We start from the raw sequence: 21,946 nt of genomic DNA, 5'->3' as shown, positions 1-21,946 counted from the left end.
CGTCAGCCCAGCAGCGCACCGGCGTGGGCCGGGAGCGTGAGCGTGCCCTCGGACAGCTCGACCCCGGACTCGGTCTCGAACAGCAACCGGGTGCCCGCGGCCGGGGCCGACGTCGCCTCGTCGGCGAAGTTGACCACGACCTCGAGAGCGCCGCGGCGCATGCGGAACAGGCGCGCGGCCTCGTCGACCTCGCACGTCGTGCGCCCGAAGGACGGGTCGGTCAGCTCGGGGTGCGCCCGCCGCAGCCGGGCCAGGGAGCGATAGACCTCGAGCATGCGGGCGCCCCGGGGCGACGACGTCTCGGTCCAGTCGAGCTTCGAGCGCTGGAACGTCTGGGGGTCCTGCGGGTCGGGGACGACGGCGGGGTCCCAGCCCATGCGCTCGAACTCCTCGATGCGGCCCTCGGCCGTGGCCAGGCCGAGCTCGGGCTCGGGGTGCGAGGTGAAGAACTGGAACGGCGTGGACGCCGCCCACTCCTCGCCCATGAACAGCATCGGCGTGAACGGACCGCACAGGGTCAGCAGGGCTGCGCATGCCAGCTGGTCGTCGTCGAGGACGTCGGTGATCCGGTCGCCGACCGCGCGGTTGCCGATCTGGTCGTGGTTCTGGCTGCACACCACGAGCCGCCACGTCGGCATGGCCGCGGTGTCGATCGGCACGCCGTGGTCGCGGTCGCGGAACGAGCTGAAGGTGCCGTCGTGGAAGAAGCCCTTCTCGATCACCTTGGCCAGCGCGCCCAGCGGCTCGAAGTCGGCGTAGTAGCCGGTGGTCTCGCGGGTGAGCGCGACGTGCACCGCGTGGTGGAAGTCGTCGCTCCACTGCGCGTCGAGCCCGTAGCCGCCGGCCTCGCGCGGCGTGACCAGGCGCGGGTCGTTGAGGTCGGACTCGGCGATCAGCGTCAGCGGCCGGCCGAGGTGGGCCGACAGGGCCGCCACCTCGATCGCCATCTGCTCGAGCAGGTGCGTCGGCGACTCGTCGTGCAGCGCGTGCACGGCGTCGAGCCGCAGCGCGTCGACGTGGAAGTCGCGGAACCACATGAGGACGTTGTCGATGATGTAGCGCCGCACCTCGGCGCTGTCGTCGCCGTCGAGGTTGACCAGGTCGCCCCAGGTGTTGCGCCCCGTCTTCAGGTACGGCCCGAACTCCGGCAGGTAGTTGCCGGACGGCCCGAGGTGGTTGTAGACGACGTCCTGGACGACGCCCAGCCCGGCGGCGTGACAGCCGTCGACGAAGCGCTGGTAGGCCTCGGGCCCGCCGTAGGTCTCGTCGACCGCGAACCAGCAGACCCCGTCGTAGCCCCAGTTGTGGGTGCCGTTGAAGGAGTTGACCGGCATCAGCTCGACGAGGTCGACACCGATGGAGCGGAGGTGGTCGAGCCGGCCGAGCGCGGCATCGAGCGTGCCCTCGGGCGTGAAGGTGCCGAGGTGCAGCTCGTAGATGACCGCGCCCGCCAGCTGCCGGCCCGTCCACGTGTCGTCGCTCCACGAGAAGGTCTCGGGGCGGTGGGTTCGCGAGCGCTGGTGGACGCCCGCCGGCTGGCGCCGCGACCGCGGGTCGGGTCGGGGCGCGTCCGAGTCGTCGATGAGGTAGCCGTAGTCGACGTCTCCCTTCGTCGGGTCGGGGGTGGGCTCGGACGGGGTCCACCACCCGCCGTCCGTCTGGTGCATGGGCACCGTCTCATCCGCCACCGACAACCTGAGCCGGGTGGCGCGGGGCGCCCACACATCGAAGGGTCCGCGGGTCGTCTCGGACATCTCAGTCCTCCTTCACGAGCAGCGCCACGCCGTAGGTCGACAGCAGGGGGGCGACCTCGCCGTCGGTCGTGGTGTCGGTGATCAGGTCGCGCCAGGTGCCGGCCGGCAGCGCCAGCCTGGTGTCGCCCCACCCGCCCCGCTCGGCGAGGCCGACGGGCAGGCGGGTGGCCACCGTGACGGCGCCACCGCGGTCGAACGCGATCGCGTGCGCGGCCGCCGCGCCACCGACCGCCACGGCGGCGTAGGCCGTGAACAGCTCGGGCCGGTCGCGGCGCAGGCGCAGGGCCTCGGCGGTGACCCGCAGCTTGGGCAGCTGCAGGTGGGTGGCGCGCCCGGCCAGGAGGTCGGCGCGCAGCGCGAGGTCGACCCGGCGCCGGTTGTCGGGGTCGACGAGCGACTGCTCCCACAGCTCGGAGCCCTGGTAGACGTCGGGCACGCCCGGCATCGTCAGCGCGAGCAGCTTGGCCGACAGGGTGTTCGTGGCGGCCGGCGCGGCCACGGCGCCGTAGAGGTCGGCGACCACCGCGGCGACGTCGGCGTCGTCGAAGGCCGCGTCGACGGCGGCGTGCACGGTGGCCTCGAAGTCGGGCTCGGGCGCCGTCCAGGTGGTGTGGTCGGCGGCCTCGCGCATCGCCTTCTCGGCGTAGGCGTGCAGACGGGGGCGCAGGTCGGCGTCGTCGGGGTCCCAGGCGCCGACGACGGCCTGCCACAGCAAGGAGGCGAAGGCGGGCGAGGCGATCGGCGTCAGCGTCTGGAGCCGGTCGAGGGAGGCACGCCAGCGCCCGGGCACCTCGGCGAGGACGGCGATGCGGGCCCGGACGTCTTCACCGCGCTTGGTGTCGTGGGTCGACAGGGTGGTCATCGCCAGCGGCGACGTGGACTGTCGGTGGGCCATGGCATCGTGGAACGCGTCGACGCTCAGCGAGAAGTGCGAGGGGTCTCCACCCACCTCGTTCAACGACGTGAGCCGGTTGTAGCGGTAGAACGTCGTGTCCTCCACGCCCTTGGCCATGGTGGCGCCCGTGAGCTGCTCGAAGCGGCGGGCCACCGGGAGCCCGGGGTCGCCCAGCACGGGCACGAGCGCGTCGATCGTCGCGGCGAGGTCGGGCCGGTACGAGCGTGCCGCGGCGGCGGCCGCCTCGAGGTGCTCGACGCCCTCGGGCACGTAGGAGCGGTAGACGCCGAAGCAGGCGGCGAGCTCGGCGACGGCGTCCTCCAAGGCGTCGGCGTCGAGGAGCAGCTCGCCCGGCGTATCGTCGTCGGCCACGAGCGAGGCCGGCAGCTCGCGCACGGTGCGGCGCACCTCGGAGCCGAGCATGCCGTCGGCGATCCAGCGCTTCGCGTCGTGCACCATGCGGCCGTAGTCGAGGTCGGCGCCGGGCAACACGTGCTCGGCGTCGGGGTCGGTGAGCACCCGGTCGACGAGACCGAGGGCGTCGTAGCCGGTGGTGCCCGCGGTCGCCCACGACGACGGCAGTGCCTCGCCGGGCTCGAGGATCTTCTCGACGAGCACGTAGGCGCCGCCGGTGAGCGTCGCCAGGTCGCGCAGGTAGCCCTCGGGGTCGCGCAGGCCGTCGGGGTGGTCGACGCGCAGGCCGTCGACGAGGCCCTCGTCGAACCAGCGCTTGATCTCGACGTGCGTCTCGTCGAAGACCCACGGCACCTCGACACGCACGCCGGCGAGGGTGTTGACGGCGAAGAAGCGGCGCCAGTTGAGGCCGTGGTCGGCGACGGTCCAGTGCACGAGCTCGTAGTGCTGCTCCTCTAGCGTGGTCGTGCCGGGCGCGAGCGGCCACTCGTGCTCGTGGTAGCGGACGACGCCCGCGGACCCGTCGGTCGGCGCGTCGACGACGACCGAGTCGAGGCCGTCGTCGCCGAGCACCGGGATGCGGATCCTGCCGCCCGCGACGTCCCAGTCGACGTCGAAGGCCTCGGCGTAGCGCGAGTCCTGGCCGTGGGTCAGCAGGTCCCACCACCACACGCTGTGGCGCGGGGTCGCGATGCCGACGTGGTTGGGCACGATGTCGACGAGGACGCCGAGCCCGAGCCGACGCGCCTCGGCGGAGAACGCGGCCAGGCCCTCGGCACCGCCGCGGGCGGGGTCGACCCGGTCGTGCCGCACGACGTCGTAGCCGTGGTCGGAGCCGGGCTCGGCCTCGAGCAGCGGCGACAGGTAGACCCAGTCGACGCCGAGGTCGCGCAGGTAGGGCAGGTGGCGCGCGGCCTCGAACAGGTCGAACGACTCCCTGATCTGCAGCCGATAGGTGTTGGTGGGCGTCTTCGCCGGACCACTGACAGGAGCCGCCACGTCAGACCGCCCGGGTCTGGGCGGCCACCGACGCCGCGACGGAGTGGTCGGGCTCGGCCTCGGGCTCGCGGTGCTCGCGCAGCACCAGCACGCTCGTCGACTCGAGGTGGAAGGTCGACCCGGCGGCGCAGACCGAGGAGGCGTCGGCCGAGCCACCGGTGTTGACGATGACGTCCCACGAGGCCGCGTACTCCTCCGGCGGGAGGGTGAGGTCGGCCGGACCGTCGGCGTTGAAGTAGAGCAGGAAGTGGTCGTCGGTGATCGTGGCGCCGCGGGCGTCCTTGCCGGCGATGCCGTTGCCGTTGAGGTACATGCCGATGGCCTGCGAGCCGCCGTCCCAGTCGCCGTCGTCCATCGGCCGACCGTCGAGGTGGAGCCAGACGATGTCGTTGAGCCGGTCTTCGCCGGGCTCGCCGATGCGCACCTCGCTGCCGGTGAAGAAGCGCTTGCGGCGGAAGGTCGGGTGGTCGCGGCGCAGACGCACGAGCGCGGCGGTGAACTCCATGAGCGGCTGGTCGACGTCGACCCAGTCCATCCAGGCGATCTCGGAGTCCTGGGCGTAGGTGTTGTTGTTGCCGTGCTGCGTGCGGCCCCACTCGTCGCCGTGCAGGATCATCGGCACGCCCTGGCTGAGCAGGAGCGTGGCGAGCAGGTTGCGCTGCGCCCGCGAGCGCAGGGCGAGGATCTCGGGGTCGTCGGTCGGGCCCTCGACGCCGCGGTTCCAGGACCGGTTGTGGTCCTCGCCGTCGCGGGAGTCCTCGCCGTTGGCGTCGTTGTGCTTCTCGTTGTAGGAGACGAGGTCGCGCATGGTGAAGCCGTCGTGGGCGGTGATGAAGTTGATCGAGGCGAACGGACGGCGTCCGGACTGCTCGTAGAGGTCGGAGGAGCCCGCCACGCGCGAGGCGAACTCGCCGAGCGCCGGCTCGCCGCGCCAGAAGTCGCGCACGGTGTCGCGGTAGGCACCGTTCCACTCGGTCCACTGCGGCGGGAAGCCGCCGACCTGGTAGCCGCCCGGGCCGATGTCCCACGGCTCGGCGATGAGCTTGACCTGCGAGACCACCGGGTCCTGCTGCACGAGCTCGAAGAACGCCGCGAGTCGGTCGACCTCGTAGAACTCGCGGGCGAGCGTCGAGGCGAGGTCGAAGCGGAAGCCGTCGACGTGCATCTCGGTCACCCAGTAGCGCAACGAGTCCATGATCAGCTGCAGGGCGTGCGGGTTACCGACGTTGAGCGAGTTCCCGGTGCCGGTGTAGTCCATGTAGAACTTCTTGTCGTCGTCGACGAGCCGGTAGTAGGCCTGGTTGTCGATGCCGCGCATGCTGAGCATCGGGCCCATGTGGTTGCCCTCGGCGGTGTGGTTGTAGACGACGTCGAGGATGACCTCGATGCCGGCGGCGTGCATCGCCTTGACCATCGCCTTGAACTCCTGCACCTGCTGCCCGAGCGGGCCCGGGCCGCCGAGCCGGCCGGCCGAGGCGTACTCGTGGTGCGGGGCGAAGAAGCCGAGCGTGTTGTAGCCCCAGTAGTTGCGCAGGCCCTTGTCGAGCAGCGTGGAGTCCTGCACGAACTGGTGCACCGGCATGAGCTCGATGGCGGTGACGCCGAGGCGAGCGAGGTGGTCGGTGACGGCGGGGTGGGCGAGGCCGGCGTAGGTGCCGCGCAGCTCCTCGGGCACCTCGGGGTGCAGCTGGGTCATGCCCTTGACGTGGGCCTCGTAGATGACCGACTCGTTGTACGGGTAGTTCAGCCGTCGGTCGCCCTCCCAGTCGAAGAAGGGGTTGATGACGACGCCGTGCGCCACGTGGGCGGCGGAGTCGTCGTCGTTGCGGGAGTCCTCGTCGCCGAAGGTGTAGCCGAACAGGCTCTGGTCCCAGTCGATCTCGCCGGCGGTGGCCTTGGCGTAGGGGTCGAGCAGCACCTTGTTCGGGTTGCACCGCAGTCCCTGGGCGGGGTCCCAGGGGCCGTGCACGCGGTAGCCGTAGCGCTGGCCGGGCTGCACCTGCGGCAGGTAGCAGTGCCAGATGTAGGCGTCGACCTCCTGGACGTCGATACGCGTCTCGGCGCCGTCGGCGTCGAACAGGCACAGCTCGACGCGCTCGGCGACCTCGCTGAACAGCGCGAAGTTCGTGCCGGTGCCGTCGAACGTGGCGCCGAGCGGGTAGGCCTGGCCGGGCCACACGGCCAGGGGGGTGGGGTCGCTCACGGGTCCTCCGGTCGTCTGATCGAGTCGTTTGATCGATCCAAAGGAGTCAAGCACAGCGCCCGGGGACGGCGGCAGCCCTGCCCGGGTGAGAGCGGTGTGAGGTACAACGGACGCGTGCCCACGGCCTACCCCCAGCCCGGCGACCACATCGGTCGCTTCCGGGTGCTGTCCCAGCTCGGCGCGGGCGGCATGGGCGTGGTCTACGAGGCGCTCGAGGTCAACCTCGACCGGCCGGTCGCGCTGAAGGTGATCGCGCCGGCCTACGCCGACGACCCCGCGTTCCGGGCCCGGTTCACCAGCGAGGCCCGGCTGCAGGCCTCGCTCGACTCCGACCACGTCGTGCAGGTCTACGCGCACGGCGAGGACGACGGGTTCCTCTACATCGCGAGCCAGGTCATCCCCGACGGCGACCTCGGCCACCTCGTCGCCGAGCAGGGGCCGCGCCCGTTCGGCGAGGCCCTCGACCTCATCGACCAGGTCGCCCGCGGCCTCTCCGACGCCCACGCGGCCGGTCTCGTGCACCGCGACATCAAGCCCGGCAACGTGCTCCTGCGCCAGGCCCCTGGCGGGCGCTTCCAGGCCTACCTGTGCGACTTCGGCATCGCGCGTCGCGTCGACGCCGAGCTGAGCCGGGTCGCCGGCGCGGTCGGCACGCCGTCCTACATGGCGCCCGAGCTCAACCTGGGGCAGCCGGCGTCGGTCGCGACCGACGTCTACGCCCTCGGCTGCCTGCTCTGGATGACGCTCACCGGCGCCCCGCCCTACACCGGTGTCACCGAGATCCAGGTGATGGCCGGGCACGCCTCGCGACCGGTGCCGCAGCTGCCCGGCGACTCGCCGCTGGTCGCCGAGGTCAACCACGTCGTCCGCACGGCGATGTCGAAGGACCCCCAGCGCCGCTACCGCTCGGCCGACGAGGTGCGCGACGCGCTGCAGGCCGCGCTGCGCATGACCGACGACCCCGCCTACGGCGAGACGGCAGGCCTGCCGAGCCCGGCGACGCCGCTCGCGGCCGAGTCGACCGTGCGCAAACCCACCCACGCACCGCCGGTGGGCGGCACCGGCGTCCGGCGGGCCCAGGCGCCGACCGACCCGGCCCCCGCGCCCGGTGCGTCGCCCCCCACCCGCGGTCCCGGACGACGCCGCGCGGCGATCGCGCTCGCGGCCCTCGTCGTCGTCGGCATCGGCGCCGGGACGGCGTTCGCGGTCCTCGGCGGCGACGGAGGCGGCGACAACCCCGACCCGGGCGGGCTCACGGCCGAGGAGCAGGCGTTCGTCGACCTCGACGGCGACGCGATCACCGCCGCCGGGCTGCAGGCGATGAGCGATCTCGAGACCGTGCGCATCGTGCAGACCTTCACCTCGACCACCGACCACGAGGTGCGCTACGACGTGCGCACGAACGTCGCCGGCGGCTGCCTCGGCGAGCTGAGCATCGACACGGGTGCGCAGGCCGACCTGCTGGTGCTCCCCGAGACCGAGACCGAGATCGCCTCGGTCTACGTGCGCCCCAACCAGGAGTGGCTCGTCGGCGCCGGCAGCTACACCGACGCCTCGGCGGCGGGCCTGATCGAGGCCGCCGAGGGCCGCTGGATCCAGCAGGGCGTCGACGGCGACGACCTCGTCGAGGCCTGCGACCTCGCCGGCCAGCTCGACCGCCGGCTCGCCAGCACCGCGGCGACCAACGAGAAGGGCGCGGTGGGCGAGACCGACGGGCGCCCGTCGATCACCCTGCGCAACCGTGGCGCCGGCCGCGACGCGACCCTGACCGTCGCCGCCGACGACCCGCACCACGTGCTGCGCATCGAGTCGAGCGCCGCCGACTACGCCTTCTCGGAGTTCGACGCCGAGCTCGAGGTCGACACGCCGCCCGCCACCGAGCTGATGACGTTCGAGCAGCAGTCGGCGTACTTCGACTCCCTCGGCTGAGCCCCCCGGACCCTGGTTCGTGTAGAACATCCGCATGTCCGCCTATCCGTCCCCCGGGGAGTCCATCGGACGCTTCCGGGTGGTCTCCCGGCTCGGCGAGGGCGGCATGGGCGTCGTCTTCGAGGCCCTCGAGGTCACCCTCGACCGCACCGTCGCGCTCAAGGTCATCGCCCCGGCGTTCGCCGACGACCCGGCGTTCCGCGAGCGGTTCGCGCGCGAGGCGAGGGCGATGGCGGCGCTCGACTCCCAGCACGTGGTGAAGGTCTACGCGCACGGTGAGGAGGACGGCTACCTCTACATCGCCACGCAGCTGATACCCGACGGCGACCTCGGCGAGCTGCTCGCCACCACCGGGCCCCCGTCGCTCGGCGACGCGCTCGACCTCGTCGCCCAGGTGGCCGGCGGCCTCGCCGACGCGCACGCCAAGGGCCTGGTCCACCGCGACATCAAGCCGGGCAACGTGCTCCTGCGCCGCCACCCGAGCGGCCACATCCAGGCCTACCTGGCCGACTTCGGCATCGCCCGCCGGGTCGACGCCGATCAGACCCAGCTCGGCAGCGGCGTCGTGGGCACGCCGTCCTACCTGGCCCCCGAGCTCTACCGCGGGGTGCCGGCCTCGCCGTCCACCGACGTCTACGCGCTCGGCTGCCTGCTCTGGACGACGCTCGTGGGCCGGCCGCCTCACGACGGCGTTCCGCCGGCCGAGGTGATCGACGGCGACGACGTCCGCCCGGCGCCCGAGGTGCACGGCACGACGCCGCTGGCGCTCGAGGTCAACCGCATCCTGTCCCTCGCGCTCGCCGACGACCCTGCCGAGCGGGCCGACGTCGTCTCGGTGCGCGACGACCTGGCCGCCGCCGCACGGTTCTCCGACGACCCCGCCTTCGCGAGTCGCGCCGGCACGTCGGCCGGGACGGCCACGTTCGTGCCCGACCAGCCCACCAGCGAGCGGGTGCCGGGAGCGCGCCCGGCGGCCCCGGCGCCACCACCCTCGCCGTCCGTCGACGACGACGCCGAGCGGGCCGCCCCGGCCGCCCGCCGCTTCCCCTGGACGGCGGTCGCGGCCGCCGTCGTCGGCCTGGTCGTGGGTGTCGCGGCGACGTTCGCCGTCGTCCACGACGACGACGACGAGGCGCCGGCGACCGAGAGCGAGGGCGGCGACCCGCGCCTGACCGCGGCCGAGCAGGCCTTCGTCGACCAGGACGCCGCCGAGATCCTCGAGTCGATGGAGCGCGACATGGCCGTGCTCACCTCCGTGCGCCTGCGCCGGGTCAGCACCGACCCCGAGAGCGTCTCCTACATCGGCTCCGACCTCGTGGTCACCGAGAACGGCGAGTGCGAGGGCATCGTGTCGTCGAACTCGGGGCGGGCCGGCTTCCGCCGCCAGGCCCCGCTCGGCCTGCCGAACGACCGGACGACCTTCATCACTCCCGATCGCGACTTCCTGCTCGACCTGCGCATCTACGGCAAGCGCGAGCAGGCCGACCTCGAGCAGATCCTGGCCCGGGCGCGAGGGCGCTGGATGATCGTCGGCGAGCGCCTGGCCGGCCTCGGGCGGTCGCTGTGCGAGCTCGAGCGCCAGCTGCCGCTGACCGTGAGCCCCGACGCCGGCATCAACCCCGACGGCGCGAGCAAGGGCGACGTCGTCGACGTCGACGGCCGGCTGGCGGTCGTCGTCAACGCCGCGTTCCAGCCCAGCACGGGGCCCGACACCGACGTCACCGCCGCCGTGGCCGTCGCCGAGCCGCACCACCTGCTCACGCTCGGCTTCGGCGACGAGGTGTTCAGCTACTCCGAGTTCGACGTGCCGATCAGCCCCGACACCTTCATCCTCGACCCCGTCGGGTTCGACGAGCTCGTGAGGGGACGCTCCGATGCCCGCTGAACCGACCGCCGAACGCCCCCCGAGCCCCACGAGCCGCCGCGCGCCCCGCCGCGGGCGTGGCCTGGTGCTGGTCATCGTCGCGCTGGTGCTGGTCGTCGTCGGCGCCGTCGTCGTCTTCGCCGTCACGCGCGACTCCGCCGACGACGGGTCCGACGACGCCCGCGACCCCGGCACCGAGGACTTCGTCGACCTCAGCGGCGACGAGATCATGGACACCGCCCTGACCTACATGGCCGCCGTCGCCTCGGTCCGGCTCCAGCGCACCTACACCTCCAGCGAGGGCACGACCACGGTCATCGACCTGGTCACCACCCCGAACGGCGACTGCGAGGGCCAGCTCGGCCTCGACGACGGACGGGCCGACATCAAGGTCCACCAGCGGCAGGTCTACGTCCGCGGCGACCGGGCGTTCCTCACCGGGTTCGGCTACGGCGACTTCGGGCCGGGCGTGCTCGAGCAGGCCGTCGACCGGTGGCACCACCCGCTCGGCTACACGACCGACCTCATCACCGGCTACTGCGACGTCGACACCTACCTCGACCAGCTCGTCGCCCAGGGCGACGACGCCGTCAACGACAAGGGCGACACGGCGCCGTTCACCGACGTCGCCGGCCTCGACGACGGCACGAGCATCAGCATCGCCAACAGCGGCACGCGTCCCGACGAGATCGACCCCGGCGCGGACGCCGACACCGAGCCCGACCCGATCGCCGCGACGGTCACGGTCTCGGTCGACGAGCCGCACTATGTGCTCTCGATCGTCGAGAGCGAGACCGACCGCACCTCCACCTACTCCGACTTCGACGTCACGCTGCGGGTCGAGCCGCCGCCGGAGGACGACGTGCTCGACCTCATCGACATCGTCTCGCCGGCCGTGAGCGGCACCGACGGCTGACCGACGGCCGGGCGGACGGCGGGCGGACGGCGGGCGGACGGAGCCTCGTGCCGCGCCGCGACGTCAGGTAGAACATGCACGTGCCCGCGCCCTTCCCGTCCCCCGGTGACTCCATCGGCCGGTTCCGGGTGCTCTCGCAGCTCGGGGCCGGTGGCATGGGCGTGGTCTACGAGGCGCTCGAGACGACGCTCGAGCGCAAGGTGGCGCTCAAGGTCATCTCGCCGATGTACGCCGACGACGCCGACTTCCGGTCGCGCTTCGCGAGCGAGGCCCGGGCGCTGGGCTCGCTCGACTCGCCCCACGTCGTCCAGGTGTACGCACACGGCGAGGAGGACGGCTACCTCTACATCGCCACGCAGCTGATCCCCGACGGTGACCTCGGCCAGATGATCGTCACGTGGGGACCGCCGCCGCAGGGCAAGGCGGTCGACCTCATCGAGCAGGTGGCGCGGGGCCTCGCCGACGCCCACGCCGCCGGGCTCGTGCACCGCGACATCAAGCCGGCCAACGTGCTGGTCCGCCGCCGCGGTGCGGGCACGGTGCACGCCTACCTCGGCGACTTCGGCATCGCGCGCCGCATCGACGCCGAGGTCACCCGCATCGGCGGCGGGGCGGTCGGCACGCCGTCCTACATGGCGCCCGAGCTGCACAGCGGCGCCCCCGCGGTCGCCAGCACCGACGTCTACGCCCTCGGCTGCCTGCTGTGGGTCGTGCTCACCGGCCGTCCGCCCTACGAGGGCACCACCGAGATGGAGATCGTCACCGGCCACATCTCCCGGCCGGTGCCGCAGCTGCTCGGCGGTACGCCGCTGGTGCAGGAGCTCAACCGGATCCTGCGGGTCAGCATGGCCAAGGAGCCGGGGCACCGCTACCGCACCGCGGTCGAGCTGCGCGACGACCTGCGCGACCTCGCGCGCCTGTCCGACGACCCCGCCTTCCACCGGCTCGCCGGGACGGCGACCTCGGCCGCCACGGCGCTCCCGGGTGCGCCGGGTCCGCCGGTGCCGCCCTCGGTCCCGTCGGTGCCCTCGACGCCGTCCGACCCCGGCTCGACCGCGCAGCGGCCCGGTCTGCCGCGCACGCCGTCGCGCCCCGAGGTGCCCACCGAGGTGCCCGCCGCGCACCTGGCGATGCCGGCCCGGGTCGCCGCGCCCCCGCCGTACCGGCCGAGCGACGCGCGACCGACGCCGGTGCAGCCGTCGGGGGCCGGGGCGGGCAGCCGCACCTGGTGGTGGGTCGGCGGCGCGGCGGTGCTGGTCGCCGTCCTGGTCGGCACGCTCACCGCCGTCCTGGTCGGCGGCGACGGCGGGGGCGGCGGTGCCGGGCTGTCCGACGCCGAGCAGGCCTTCGTCGACTCCGACGCCGCCACGATCGTGCGCGAGGCCGAGAAGGAGATGGGCGTCCTGACCTCGGTGCGCATCGTCGGCACGGTCGACGCGAACAACGGCACCCCCGGCTCGGTCGACCTCGTCATCACCGGTCGCGGCGACTGCGAGGGCGAGGTCCGGCTCGGCGACGGTCGCTCCGACCTGAGGCGCGTCGACGGCACCTCCTACCTCAAGCCCGACCGCGAGTTCTTCGCGGCGTCCGACGACACCCTCACCGAGGCCCAGCTCGACGAGCTGTTCAGCCAGTTCAGCGGCCGGTGGATCCAGAACACCTCCGAGCAGGACGACTTCGAGGCGGTCTGCGACATCGACGAGCTGATCGAGTCCGACGGCGACGCCGACGTCACCTACGAGAAGGGCGAGGTCGCCGACGTCGAGGGCACCCGGGCGATCCGGATCGACCAGACCAGCGGCGAGGCCGACGCGATCACGGCGTGGATCGCGGTGAGCGCCCCGCACTACCTGATCAAGCTCGAGCAGACGCTCGACGACGGGTCGTACGTGTTCTCGGAGTTCGACGAGCCGTTCTCGGTCGAGGCGCCGTCCGACGTCTTCACGGGGTGACCGGGATCGCACCCGCCACCGGCTACCCGTCGGTAGCATCTGCCGCATGAAGCGCGAGATCTACGACGACGACCACGAGGCGTTCCGCAGCTCGGTGCGGGAGTTCCTGGAGCGCTCGGTCATCCCCCACGTGGAGCAGCACGCCACCGACAAGGCGATCCCGCGGGAGTTCTGGCTCGAGGCCGGCAAGCAGGGTTTCCTCGGCCTCGAGATCCCCGAGCAGTACGGCGGCGCCGAGGCCGGCGACTACCGGTTCAACGCCGTCATGTCGGAGGAGCTGAGCAAGGTCAACGCCGCGCTCGCCTCCTGCTGGGGCATCCACGCCGACATCACCGCGCCCTACCTCGTCGAGCTCGGCACCGAGGAGCAGAAGCAGCGCTGGCTGCCGGGCGTGGCCTCCGGCGAGATCCTGCTGGCCATCGGCATGACCGAGCCGTCGGGCGGCTCCGACCTCGCCGCGCTCAAGACCACCGCCGTCAAGGACGGCGACACCTGGGTGATCAACGGGTCCAAGACCTTCATCACCAACGGCTACTCGGCCGACCTGGTCATCACCGCGGTGCGCACCAGCCCGGAGAAGAAGGCCCGCGGCATCACGCTGTTCGCCATCCCCTCCGACGCCGAGGGGTTCAGCCGCGGCCGCAAGCTCGACAAGGTCGGCCAGGACGAGTCCGACACCGCCGAGCTCTTCTTCGACAACGTCCGGCTCTCCGACGAGCACGTGGTGGGCGAGCTCGACGGCGGCTTCATCCACATGATGCAGAAGCTGCCCCAGGAGCGGCTCGGCTGCGCGATCTCCAACATCGCGCACGTCAAGCAGATCCTCGCCGAGACGCTGCAGTACACCAAGGACCGCCAGGCGTTCGGCACCTCCGTCGGCTCGCTGCAGCACAACAAGTTCCTGCTCGCCGAGCTCGTCACGCAGGTCGAGGTCAGCGAGAGCTTCGTCGACCGGTGCGTCGTCGCGCACGACAAGGGCGAGCTGACCGCCGTCGACGCCGCGAAGGCCAAGTGGTGGACCTCGCAGATCCAGAACGACGTGCTCGACCACTGCGTGCAGCTGCACGGCGGCTACGGGTTCATGAACGAGTACCGCGTCGCCCGCGCCTGGCGCGACGCGCGCGTGTCGAAGATCTGGGCGGGGTCGAACGAGATCATGAAGGAGCTCATCGGCCGCGACCTCGGCCTCTGACGCTGGAAGGTTCGCCTGCCCTTCGGTGCGAGCGAGGCCGAAGTCGGTCACCATCGGGGCATGACGACCGACGTCGAGCCCGGGCCCCACGCGGGCGAGCCGAAGCAGCACGAGCAGGGGCTCGCGCAGCGACTGAACTGGCTGCGCGCCGGCGTGCTCGGCGCCAACGACGGCATCGTGTCGACGGCGGGCATCGTCGTCGGTGTCGCGGGTGCCACGACCGACCGCGCGGCGATCGTCGTCGCCGGCGTGGCCGGGCTGGTGGCCGGGGCGATGAGCATGGCCGCGGGGGAGTACGTCTCGGTCTCGACCCAGCGCGACTCCGAGCAGGCCCTGCTGCGCCAGGAGGCGCGCGAGCTGCGCGACGACCCCGAGGACGAGCTGGCCGAGCTCGCCGGCCTCTACGTCGAGCGCGGCCTCGACGATGAGCTCGCCCTGGAGGTCGCGCGGCAGCTGACCGCGAAGGACGCGCTCGCCGCCCACGCCGAGGTCGAGCTCGGCATCGACCCCGACGAGCTCACCAGCCCGTGGCACGCGGCCGGCGCCTCGATGGTCGCGTTCACGCTCGGGGCGCTGCTGCCGTTGCTGACCATCACCCTCGTGCCGGCCGGGGCCCGGCTGTGGGTCACGGTCGCCGCCGTGGCCGTCGCCCTCGCGCTCACCGGCTTCAGCAGTGCCCGGCTGGGGCACGCGCCGCCCGGGCGGGCCGTCGTCCGCAACGTGGCGGGTGGGCTGCTCGCGATGGCGGTGACCTACGCCGTCGGCTCGGCCGTCGGCACCGGCTCAGGGCTGTAGGACGAACCGGCCACGCACGCCACCCTTGGCGACCGCGCGGTGCGCCTCGGCGGCCCGCTCCAGGGGGAGCACGGCTTCGACCCGGGCCGGCAGCTCGCCGCGCGCCGTGGCCTCGAGCAGGGTCCGCAGGCGTGCGCCGTCCGGGACGACGTCGGCCGACGTGACCCGGACGTCGGCACGGTCGGCCGGCGCCCAGCCCGGCCGGAAACCGACGTAGCGGCCGCCCTCGCTCACCAGCGCGACGGCCTGCTCCTGCAGCACGGCGGGGTCGGCGACGGCGTCCCACCCGGCGGTGAGCTCGGTGGTGAACCCGGCGCCGAGGCTGCGCACGTAGTCCTCGTCCTGCGCGCGGGCGAGCCCGGTGACGCGCCAGCCGCGCTGCCCAGCCAGGGTGAGCAGGTAGCCGCCGACGGCGCCCGCGGCGCCGACGACGAGCAGGTCGCGGCCGTCGCCGTCGCCGAGCAGGTCGGCGGCCTGGGCCGCGGTGAGGCTGTTGAGCGGCACGGTCGCGGCGGTGACCAGGTCGAGGTCGTCGGGGACGACGGCAACGGCAGTGGCGTCGATGACGAGCTGCTCGGCGTAGGCGCCGTGGTCGCGGTCGAGCCCGCCGACCAGGCCGGCGACGCGGGTGCCGACGGCCAGGCCGAGCGTCGGGTCGACGTCGGGGCCGAGAGCGACGACGGTGCCGGCGAAGTCCCAACCGAGGCCGGTGCGCTCGGTCTGGGTCACGAGGCCGGCCTGGTGGAACCAGCCCTCGGCGACCCCGAGATCGACCGGGTTGACTCCGGCGGCGGCGACGGCGACGCGCACCTGGCCGGCGCCGGGCTCGACGACCGGGAGGTCGATCAGCTCGATGGACTCGGGGCCGGACGGCGTGCGGACGACGGCGGCGCGGAACGTGGTGGTCATGGCTCTCTCCTCAGGAGGTGGTGCGGTGGTTGATGTCTCCACTCTGAAGGGGCTACTCTCCATCGGGAAGTAGGCACCTTGGAGTGCGTAGCCTCAGGAGGACGGCGATGGGCACGACGGAGGACAAGCTCGCCGAGCGGGCGCGGCAACGACGCGAGTACGACGCGTTCCTCGCGCAGTGCCCGAGTCGGCAGCTGCTCGACCGCATCTCCGACAAGTGGGTGGCACTCGTGCTCGCGGCGCTCGGCAGCGGCGGGCCGCACGCCGATCCCGACGTCGTCGGCGAGCCGACGCCGATGCGCTACTCCGAGCTGGCCCGGCGGCTGTCGGGCGTGAGCCAGAAGATGCTCACCCAGACGCTGCGCCACCTCGAGCGCGACGGGTTGCTCACCCGCACCGTCGAGCCCACGGTGCCGGTCACCGTCACCTACGAGCTCACCGACCTCGGGTTGTCGCTGCACGGCGTCATGCGACACCTCAAGACCTGGGCCGAGGCGCACATGGACGAGGTCGCCGCGCACCGCGTCGAGCACGACGCCGCCGTCGCGGTGTGAGCCCGGGCCGGTCGGCGAATCCCGCCTGACCGACGGCGCCCCGGACCGGCACAATGAGTGCCGTGACGGCCCTCGCCAAGGGCACCAACGCACCGGTGCCCGCCACAGCCCTGATCGTCGAGACCCGCTGGACGCCGGCCCCGGGTACGCCCGAGATCGACGCCAGCGCGCTGCTGCTCGACGCCAGCGGCCGCGTGCGCGACGACGCCGACTTCGTGTTCTACAACCAGCCGGTCCACCCGGCCGGCGCGGTCCGGCACGTCGGCGGGCCCGCCGGGGTGCAGGCCGTCGAGGTCGACCTCGACCGGGTCGAGCCCGCCGTCCAGCGCGTCGTGCTGTCGGCCTCGGCCGACGGCGGCACGTTCGGCCAGGTGCAGGGCCTGCGCCTCGTGCTGCTCGACGCCGCCACGCGCGCCGAGGTGCACTCGTTCGAGATGAGCGCCGGACCGGAGACCGCGTTCGTCTCCGGCGAGCTCTACCGCCGCGACGGCGCCTGGAAGCTGCGCGCGGTCGGCCAGGGCTACGACAGCGGGCTGGCCGGCGTCGCCGGCGACTACGGCATCACCGTCGGCGAGGAGGAGCCCGCGGCGGACGTCGCGCCGCCTCCTCCGCCCCCGCCTCCACCTCCGAGCAGCACACCGCCGCCCCCGCCGTCGGCCGGGCCGAGCGGCGTCCGCCTGACCAAGGGCGAGGAGCGCCTGCCGCCGGACCTGCGCAAGCGGGTCAGCCTGCGCAAGGAGCAGGTGCGGATCAGCCTGGCCAAGCGCGGCGCCGAGGACGCGCAGGCCCGGGTCGTCCTGGTGCTCGACGCGTCCGGCTCGATGGCGCAGCTCTACGCCCAGGAGGTCGTGCACCGCGTCGTCGAGCGGATGGCGGCCGTCGCCGCGCAGCTCGACGACGACGGCACGATGCAGGCCTGGACGTTCGCCAGCCACCCGGCCCGGCTGCCCGACCTGCAGCTCGGCGACCTGCCGCAGTGGCTCGGCCTCCACGTGCGCATCGGCGAGTTCGGGATCCGCAAGAAGAAGTCGACCCGCAAGGCCAAGGCCCTGCAGCCCGGCCAGGTCGACATGCGGCAGGTCGGCATCCAGAACGAGGAGCAGAAGGTCATCGCCGAGGTGCGCGACTTCGTGCGCGCCGAGCCGATCGCCGAGCCGACGCTCGTGCTGTTCTTCTCCGACGGCGGCGTCTACCGCGACGACGAGATCGAGGCCGAGCTGCGGGCCGCCGTCCGCGAGCCGATCTTCTGGCAGTTCGTCGGCCTGGGTGACGCGAAGTTCGGCGTGCTCGAGACCTTCGACGAGCTGCCCGGGCGCGAGGTCGACAACGTCGGCTTCTTCGCCGTCTCCGACATCGACACCGTCCCCGACGACGTGCTCTACGACCGGCTGCTCTCCGAGTTCCCGTCGTGGATGAACGCCGCGCGCGGGCTCGGCATCCTCCGGTAGCGGCCGTGCGGATGTTCGTGGCCGTCGTGCCGTCGACCGACGCCGTGGCGCACCTCGACGAGTTCCTCGACCCCCGACGCGAGCACGGCGCGTTCCGCTGGACCCCGGCCGACCAGCTGCACCTCACCCTGGCCTTCATGGACGACGTGCCCGACCGCTCCTACGACGCCCTCGTCGAGGGCCTGCACCGCGGCGCCGCCCGCCGCACGCCCTTCGAGGCCCGCATCGCCGGCGGTGGCGCCTTCCCCGACCCGACCCACGCCAAGGTGCTCTACGGCGGCCTCGAGCTCACCGTCGCCGACCGCACCGAGCTCGACCGGCTCGCCACCGGCGCCCGCGCCGCGGCCGGCCGCGCCGGCATCGCCGTCGACGGGCAACGGTTCCGCCCGCACGTCACCGTCGCGCGGCTCGGCCGCCCGCAGGAGACGTCGAAGTGGGTGCGCCTGCTCGACGGCTACCAGGGACCGGCCTGGACCGTCGACCACGTCGTGCTCGTCGAGTCGCACCTCGGCGAGGGGCCCCGCAACCGACCGCGTCACGTCGTCGTCGAGGAGGTGCCGCTCGGACGCCGGGCGGCCGGCTCGTGAGGCTCGCCGCCGTCCGGGAGACCGCGCCGGGGGAGACCCGCGTCGCCGTGGTCCCGTCGGTCGTGGGCCGGCTGCGAGCGTGCGGGCTCGACGTCGCCGTCGAGCCCGGGGCCGGACTCGCGGCCGGGTGGTCGGACGACGACTACGCAGCCGCCGGTGCCACCGTCGACCGCGACGCCGCGGCGTCGTCCGAGGTCGTCGTCTCGGTGCGACCGCAGGCCCGTAGCCGCGCGACGACGATCTCGTTGACGGCGGGTACGCCCGACATCGCGGGCCTCGCCGCGTACGCCCTCGAGCGGGTGCCGCGCACCTCGCGCGCGCAGGGCATGGACGCGCTCACCTCGCAGAGCCTGGTCGCCGGCTACCGCGGGGCGATCGTCGCGGCCGAGCTGCTGCGCCGCATCGTGCCGCGGCACACCACCGCCGCCGGCACGATCCCGCGCGCCGAGGTCGTCGTCCTCGGTGCCGGCGTCGCCGGGCTCGAGGCGATCGCGATCCTGGCCCGGCTCGGTGCGCACGTGCTCGCCTACGACGTGCGCGCGAGCTCGCCCGACGAGGTGCGCTCGGTCGGCGCCACCTGGCTCGACCTCGACCTGCCGCCCCTCGACGGCGACGCCGGCTACGCCCGCGAGCTCTCGGCCGACCGCTCGGCGACCCAGCGCGAGCGGCTCGCGCCCCACGTCGCCGCGGCCGACGTGCTGCTCACCACCGCCGCGGTGCCCGGACGACGCGCACCCGTGCTCGTGACCCGTCCGATGGTCGAGGCGATGCGGGCCGGCTCGGTCGTCGTCGACCTCGCCGCCGAGAGCGGCGGCAACGTCGAGGGCGTCGTCGCCGGGTCGACGGTGCGGATCGGCGGCGCGCGGGTCTGGGGCGGCCGCGACGTCGCCGCCCAGCTGCCCGGCCCGGCGTCGGAGCTCTACGCCGCCAACGTCGCCGCCTTCGTCGAGCTGTGGCACGCCGACCCCGACGACGAGATCGTCACCGCCGCACGGGTGACGGCATGAGCGACCTGACCGGCGTGTCCTCGGCCGCCGAGCTGCTGCGCGGCGCCGGCCGGGTGGTCGTCGTCCCGGGCTACGGGCTCGCGGTCACCCGGGCGCAGCACCCGTTGCACGAGCTCGTGACCATGCTCCGCGGGCGTGGGGTCGACGTCGGCTACTGCGTGCACCCGGTCGCCGGCCGGGTGCCGGGCCACCTCGACGCGGTGCTCGACACCGCCGGCGTCCCCGACGACCTCCGCCTGACCGTCCCCGAGGTCGGTGCGACCGACGTCCTGCTCGTCGTGGGCGCGAGCGACGTCGTCAACCCCGACGCGGGCCTGGCCGTCGTCGACACCGCGGCGGCGCGACGCGTCGTCGTCCTCAAGCGCACGACGGCGCCCGGCTACCTCGGCCTCGACAACCCCGTGCTCGCCGACCCCGCGACGGTGCTCGTGCTGGGCGAGCTCGGGGCCTCGGTGCGCGGGTTGCTCAGTCGACTGATCGCGACCTGAGCGCCTCGCCGAACCCGATGCGCCGCCCGGTCTGCAGCAGCGTCGACTCGTAGACGCGGGTGGCGAGGCCGATCAGCAGGACGGCGGCCGCGAGCGTCGTGCCGATCGCGACGGCGAGCTGCCACCACGGCACGTCGCCCTCGGCGAGACGCGACGGCATCATCATCGTCGAGATGATCGGCAGCATCGACACGACGGTCTTCACGCCCTCGCCCGCGGTGACGGCGAGGATGTAGGGCGCGAACAGGATCATCTGCAACGGCGCCGTGGTGGCGCTGAGGTCCTGCTGGCGCGAGGCGAGCGAGCCGGCCACGCACCACAGGCAGGCGAGCGCGACGAAGCCGAGCACGAAGAACACGACGTACCAGGCGATCGCCGGGCCGAGGATGGTGAGCCCCCGGCCGGACCCGGTCACCGCCAGGGCGATCGCGCCGGCTGCCGCGAGCACGACGGTCTGGCCGATCGCGAGCACGCTGGTGCCGGCGACCTTGCCCCACAGCAGCGCCCGGATGGGCACGGCCGCCGCGAGGATCTCGACGACACGGCTCTCCTTCTCCTGCGTCACCGAGGCCGCGATCTGCATGCCGAAGCCCAGCGCGAGCAGGTAGAAGAGCAGCACGAACACGAACGAGGCGACCTGGCGCAGGTCGGCGTTGTCGGCGTCGGGGTCGAGCAGGCGCTCGGTGACGACCGTGCCGGCCGAGAGGGCCTCGAGGTCGACGCCCTGCTCCGCGGCGTTGGCCTGCGTGGCCTGGCTCGACACCGCGGCCCGCAGAGACTCGCCGATCGTGGTGTCGACGGCGTCCTCGCCGACGAGCTCGTAGCCCGAGCCGTCACTCCTCGGCAGGAGGGCGACGTCGACGTCGCCGTCGCGGACGGCGTCCTCCGCGGCGCTCGCGTCGTCGTACCGCTTCGGCTCGAGGCTGAGGTTCTCGTCGATCGAGGAGGCCACCTCGCTGCCGGCCTCGATGGCCGAGGCCGCGGTGTCGTCGACGTAGCCGACGTCCTTGGTCTGCTCACGGCCCGACATGAGGTGGGCGATCACGATGGTCGCCACGAGGCCGACGACCATGACGGCGCCGGAGATGATGAACGACTTGCTGCGCAGCTGGGTGCTGATCTCGCGACCGGCCACGACCCGCCAGAGCCCGTTCACGCGCTCACCTCCCGGAAGATCTCGGACAGCGGTTGCTGGACCCGGGACACCTCGACGACCGGGCCGATGCCGACCGCGGCGGCGACCAGCTCGGCCGGCGGCAGGTCGTCGAGGGTGACGACGGCGCTGGCGCCGTCGACGTCGCCGACGGCGAGACCCCGGACCTCGCGGAGCCGGCCGGCGTCGCCGTCCTGGAAGGTGACGCGGTAGCGCTCCTGCCCGCGGCTGCGGAGCTCGTCGACGCTGCCCGAGGCGACCAGGCGCCCGCCGGCCAGCACGACGAGGTCGTCGCACAGGCGCTCGACGAGGTCGAGCTGGTGGCTGGAGAACAGCAGCGGCAGGCCGTCGGCCTCGGTGCGCAGCAGGTCGGTCATCGAGTCGACCGCGACCGGGTCGAGGCCGCTGAAGGGCTCGTCGAGCACCAGCGCGCTCGGGCGGTGGACGAGTGCGGCCGCGATCTGCACGCGCTGCTGGTTGCCGAGGGAGAGGTCGTCGAGCAGGTCGTCGGCGCGCTCGAGCAGGCCGAAGTGGTCGAGCAGGTGGTCGGCGCGCTCGCGCGCCGCCGTCGCGTCGAAGCCGTGCAGGCGGGCGAAGAACACCAGCTGGTCGCGCAGCTTCATGCGCGGGTAGAGGCCGCGCTCCTCGGGCATGTAGCCAAAGGTGCGGCGCACGGCGGCGGTGATCGGGGCGCCGTCCCACAGCACCTGGCCGGACGTCGGCGCCAGCACCCCCATGAGGATGCGCATCGTCGTCGTCTTGCCCGCGCCGTTGGCACCCACGAAGCCGGTGATGCGTCCCGGCGTCACGGTGAGCGACACGTCGTCGAGCACGGTGGTGTCTCCGAACACCCTGGTCAGGCCACGAGCCTCGAGCATGGTGGAGAC

The 21,946-nt window shown here is 73.2% G+C and carries 17 protein-coding genes; 11 read left to right on the top strand and 6 right to left on the bottom strand.

Annotated elements, in window-relative coordinates:
- Positions 1 to 2: 2 nt before the first annotated feature.
- From treZ to glgX, 3 genes are read right to left on the bottom strand one after another with little or no spacing between them, the layout of a single operon-like run.
- Positions 3 to 1,754, bottom strand: coding sequence for a malto-oligosyltrehalose trehalohydrolase (gene treZ, locus ABFT23_RS01165; protein WP_347891952.1), 1,752 nt, complete (start codon positions 1,752 to 1,754; stop codon positions 3 to 5).
- Between the two features lies 1 nt (position 1,755).
- Entirely contained in the window at positions 1,756 to 4,062 is a 2,307-nt protein-coding gene (gene treY / locus ABFT23_RS01160; protein WP_347891950.1) for a malto-oligosyltrehalose synthase, read from the bottom strand.
- Between the two features lies 1 nt (position 4,063).
- Positions 4,064 to 6,247 (bottom strand): glycogen debranching protein GlgX, encoded by a 2,184-nt coding sequence (gene glgX, locus ABFT23_RS01155; protein ID WP_347893036.1) that lies wholly within the window; start codon positions 6,245 to 6,247, stop codon positions 4,064 to 4,066.
- Positions 6,248 to 6,379: 132 nt separating this feature from the next.
- On the opposite strand from glgX, the gene ABFT23_RS01150 reads away from it, so the two are divergent.
- The 6 genes from ABFT23_RS01150 to ABFT23_RS01125 all read left to right on the top strand — a co-directional run bounded on the left by ABFT23_RS01150 (position 6,380) and on the right by ABFT23_RS01125 (position 14,913).
- Positions 6,380 to 8,194: a serine/threonine-protein kinase gene (locus tag ABFT23_RS01150; RefSeq protein WP_347891949.1), complete on the top strand. Its 1,815-nt coding sequence runs from the start codon at positions 6,380 to 6,382 to the stop codon at positions 8,192 to 8,194.
- A gap of 34 nt (positions 8,195 to 8,228) precedes the next feature.
- Positions 8,229 to 10,079, top strand: coding sequence for a serine/threonine-protein kinase (locus ABFT23_RS01145; protein WP_347891947.1), 1,851 nt, complete (start codon positions 8,229 to 8,231; stop codon positions 10,077 to 10,079).
- Entirely contained in the window at positions 10,069 to 10,974 is a 906-nt protein-coding gene (locus ABFT23_RS01140; RefSeq protein WP_347891946.1) for a hypothetical protein, read from the top strand. The genes ABFT23_RS01145 and ABFT23_RS01140 overlap by 11 nt, the downstream gene beginning before the upstream one ends.
- A gap of 80 nt (positions 10,975 to 11,054) precedes the next feature.
- A complete protein-coding gene (locus ABFT23_RS01135; protein WP_347891944.1) occupies positions 11,055 to 12,926 on the top strand; it encodes a serine/threonine protein kinase in 1,872 nt (623 codons plus the stop codon).
- Positions 12,927 to 12,972: 46 nt separating this feature from the next.
- Positions 12,973 to 14,118, top strand: coding sequence for an acyl-CoA dehydrogenase family protein (locus tag ABFT23_RS01130; protein WP_347891942.1), 1,146 nt, complete (start codon positions 12,973 to 12,975; stop codon positions 14,116 to 14,118).
- A gap of 60 nt (positions 14,119 to 14,178) precedes the next feature.
- Positions 14,179 to 14,913 carry a VIT1/CCC1 transporter family protein gene (locus tag ABFT23_RS01125; protein ID WP_347891941.1) on the top strand — a complete coding sequence of 245 codons (735 nt, stop codon included), beginning with the start codon at positions 14,179 to 14,181 and terminating at the stop codon, positions 14,911 to 14,913.
- On the opposite strand, the gene ABFT23_RS01120 is transcribed toward ABFT23_RS01125, so the two are convergent.
- Entirely contained in the window at positions 14,902 to 15,822 is a 921-nt protein-coding gene (locus ABFT23_RS01120; RefSeq protein WP_347891940.1) for a zinc-binding dehydrogenase, read from the bottom strand. The genes ABFT23_RS01125 and ABFT23_RS01120 overlap by 12 nt on opposite strands.
- Before the next feature lie 107 nt (positions 15,823 to 15,929).
- Between ABFT23_RS01120 and ABFT23_RS01115 the strand changes: the two genes are divergently transcribed.
- The 5 genes from ABFT23_RS01115 to ABFT23_RS01095 all read left to right on the top strand — a co-directional run bounded on the left by ABFT23_RS01115 (position 15,930) and on the right by ABFT23_RS01095 (position 19,906).
- Positions 15,930 to 16,376, top strand: a complete 447-nt coding sequence (locus ABFT23_RS01115; protein ID WP_347891938.1) for a winged helix-turn-helix transcriptional regulator — start codon at positions 15,930 to 15,932, stop codon at positions 16,374 to 16,376.
- Positions 16,377 to 16,438: 62 nt separating this feature from the next.
- Entirely contained in the window at positions 16,439 to 17,824 is a 1,386-nt protein-coding gene (locus ABFT23_RS01110; RefSeq protein ID WP_347891937.1) for a VWA domain-containing protein, read from the top strand.
- Between the two features lie 11 nt (positions 17,825 to 17,835).
- Complete coding sequence (gene thpR, locus ABFT23_RS01105; RefSeq protein ID WP_347893035.1) at positions 17,836 to 18,411, top strand: RNA 2',3'-cyclic phosphodiesterase; 576 nt, start codon at positions 17,836 to 17,838, stop codon at positions 18,409 to 18,411.
- Positions 18,408 to 19,418 carry a Rossmann-fold NAD(P)-binding domain-containing protein gene (locus tag ABFT23_RS01100; protein ID WP_347891935.1) on the top strand — a complete coding sequence of 337 codons (1,011 nt, stop codon included), beginning with the start codon at positions 18,408 to 18,410 and terminating at the stop codon, positions 19,416 to 19,418. The genes thpR and ABFT23_RS01100 overlap by 4 nt, the downstream gene beginning before the upstream one ends.
- Positions 19,415 to 19,906: an NAD(P)(+) transhydrogenase (Re/Si-specific) subunit beta gene (locus tag ABFT23_RS01095; protein ID WP_347891934.1), complete on the top strand. Its 492-nt coding sequence runs from the start codon at positions 19,415 to 19,417 to the stop codon at positions 19,904 to 19,906. The genes ABFT23_RS01100 and ABFT23_RS01095 overlap by 4 nt, the downstream gene beginning before the upstream one ends.
- On the opposite strand, the gene ABFT23_RS01090 is transcribed toward ABFT23_RS01095, so the two are convergent.
- Together ABFT23_RS01090 and ABFT23_RS01085 are read right to left on the bottom strand one after the other, a co-directional pair.
- Positions 19,884 to 21,062 carry an ABC transporter permease gene (locus ABFT23_RS01090; RefSeq protein WP_347891932.1) on the bottom strand — a complete coding sequence of 393 codons (1,179 nt, stop codon included), beginning with the start codon at positions 21,060 to 21,062 and terminating at the stop codon, positions 19,884 to 19,886. The two genes, ABFT23_RS01095 and ABFT23_RS01090, sit on opposite strands and share 23 nt — an antisense overlap.
- The gene (locus ABFT23_RS01085) at positions 21,059 to 21,937 is read right to left on the bottom strand and encodes an ABC transporter ATP-binding protein (protein ID WP_347891931.1); all 879 of its coding nucleotides are present in this window, start codon (positions 21,935 to 21,937) and stop codon (positions 21,059 to 21,061) included. Before ABFT23_RS01085 ends, ABFT23_RS01090 begins: the two co-directional genes overlap by 4 nt.
- Between the last annotated feature and the right edge of the window lie 9 nt (positions 21,938 to 21,946).

Source organism: Nocardioides secundeburneus, assembly GCF_039939255.1.
Lineage (GTDB): Bacteria > Actinomycetota > Actinomycetes > Propionibacteriales > Nocardioidaceae > Nocardioides.
The sequence above is the reverse complement of the archived record's forward strand: the minus strand, read 5'-3'. Positions and strand labels throughout refer to the sequence as shown.